A 1,704-nucleotide genomic window follows, 5' to 3' on the forward strand; every position below is an offset into this window, starting at 1 on the left:
AGCTTAGTCGCCTGTTACTCTGGGCACGGCGGGGAGCTTTACCGGGGTGGGGAATGGAAAGCCGTACCCAAAGAAGAAATCAAGAAACGATTTCGAGACGGTGAACTCAAACTGCTCCTTTGCACGGAATCTGCCAGCGAAGGCTTAAACCTGCAAACCTGTGGTGTATTGTTCAACTACGATATGCCCTGGAACCCCATGCGGGTCGAACAGCGAATTGGGCGGATCGACCGGATTGGACAACGCTACACCACCGTCAGAATTCACAATTTCTACTACGATGGCACAGTAGAAGCCAAAGTTTACAAGAAACTGCGCGATCGCATCAATGCCTTTGCCACGGTTGTTGGTAATCTCCAGCCGATTTTGGCAAAAGTGCCAACCTTTATTGAACGAGCAGTGATGAGTGCTGATCCCCAGGAAGAAGATGTCCTCTTCTCCGAATTCGATCACGACCTGGAAACGCCCCCTCTGCGTCCTGCCCTCGATGAAATGGTCGCAATGGATGTAGAAGCAGATTTAGCTGAGCTACGGAAGCCAATTGCACCTGCACCTATCTTAATGGAGGACGTAGAGCAGCTCTTTACGACCTCCACCCTCTTGAAAGCTTATGGAGCCAATTTTGAGAAAAAGAGTAATAGCATCTGGAAGTTAACTTACCGCTCCGAGTCTTATCAAGTCACGTTCAACCCAATCGTATTTGATGGGCACCCTTCATTACGGTTAATGACTTTTGGAGAACCATTATTTGAAGATCTACTTCAAGCGGTGACAGCAGAACAATCACCGTTGGGATAAGTAGCTGTTGTGATTGCTCCCTAAACAGTTCACCTCTGTGCTGTAGTGAATGAAATACAGCACTTCTTTTAAACAGAAGAGGAATCGTGTGTATAGCGAGTTAGCAAGTCATGAGCCGTTTTTCTGTGCTTCTCAACTAGTTCTGGAGGCGAGAGGAATTGGGTATTGCTCATGAAGCGACAAACCCAGTAGCAGAATTCATTAAGCGATCGCCTCGGCAGCTTAATCGTATAGTCTACATATTTTGGTCTGCCATCTTCACCTTTTGGTCCTAGACTAATCGACTGGGCCGGGTGTCGCTTTTCACCTTCCAAAATGAAGCCCATAACCTCTGGAAAGAAGCGAACCGCCACCTCAATCAACTTTAACTTTCCTTGCCTTTCAAGCTGCTGTTCCTCAGTTGTTCCCAAGAATAAGCCCCAACCGCTCTCCAAAAGCCTATGGGCAACCTGCAAGCTCTGCCACTGGCACTCAGTGTTCCGTTTGTACCCCTGTAATCGTTTGAAATGCTCACTGAGACGATCAAGCCTAGAAAGGGCTAAGTGCCCACTTTCACAATCTTCATGCAGTAGATACCACGCAATATCCGCGTAAATCAGTTGCAACGGGTACACGCGGATATACCTCGTCTCACCAGATGGGTGGGGATTGCGGCTGCGAAAGAGTTCAATAGCCTGTCCCTGGAGGATGGCTTCTTCCAGTTCCTCTAGTTCTTCAAACAACGTTCCTCGATACCTGTGCTGCGCCATCATCTCTTCAGGATCAGTGTGGACAATGGTGCGGTCAATATGAGTTCTTATCGGATAGAACAACTGCTCTGATAGTTGTAAACCCCGCAACCGACGCTCTAAACGCTGGTAAATCTTTTTAATTTGAGGGTCGTGCTGATATTTTGCCTGGGAATGT

2 protein-coding genes are annotated in these 1,704 nt (G+C 47.8%); one reads left to right on the top strand and one right to left on the bottom strand.

Annotated elements, in window-relative coordinates:
- Positions 1-798, top strand: a 798-nt coding sequence (locus H6F93_RS14235; protein WP_277882853.1) for a helicase-related protein, incomplete at its 5' end; no start/stop codon positions are given.
- A gap of 68 nt (positions 799-866) precedes the next feature.
- Here H6F93_RS14235 and H6F93_RS14240 read toward each other — a convergent pair.
- On the bottom strand, positions 867-1,704 hold an 838-nt coding region (locus H6F93_RS14240; RefSeq protein ID WP_190681760.1), incomplete at its 5' end, for a WYL domain-containing protein.

Source organism: Leptolyngbya sp. FACHB-671, assembly GCF_014695745.1.
Lineage (GTDB): Bacteria > Cyanobacteriota > Cyanobacteriia > Elainellales > Elainellaceae > JAAUTN01.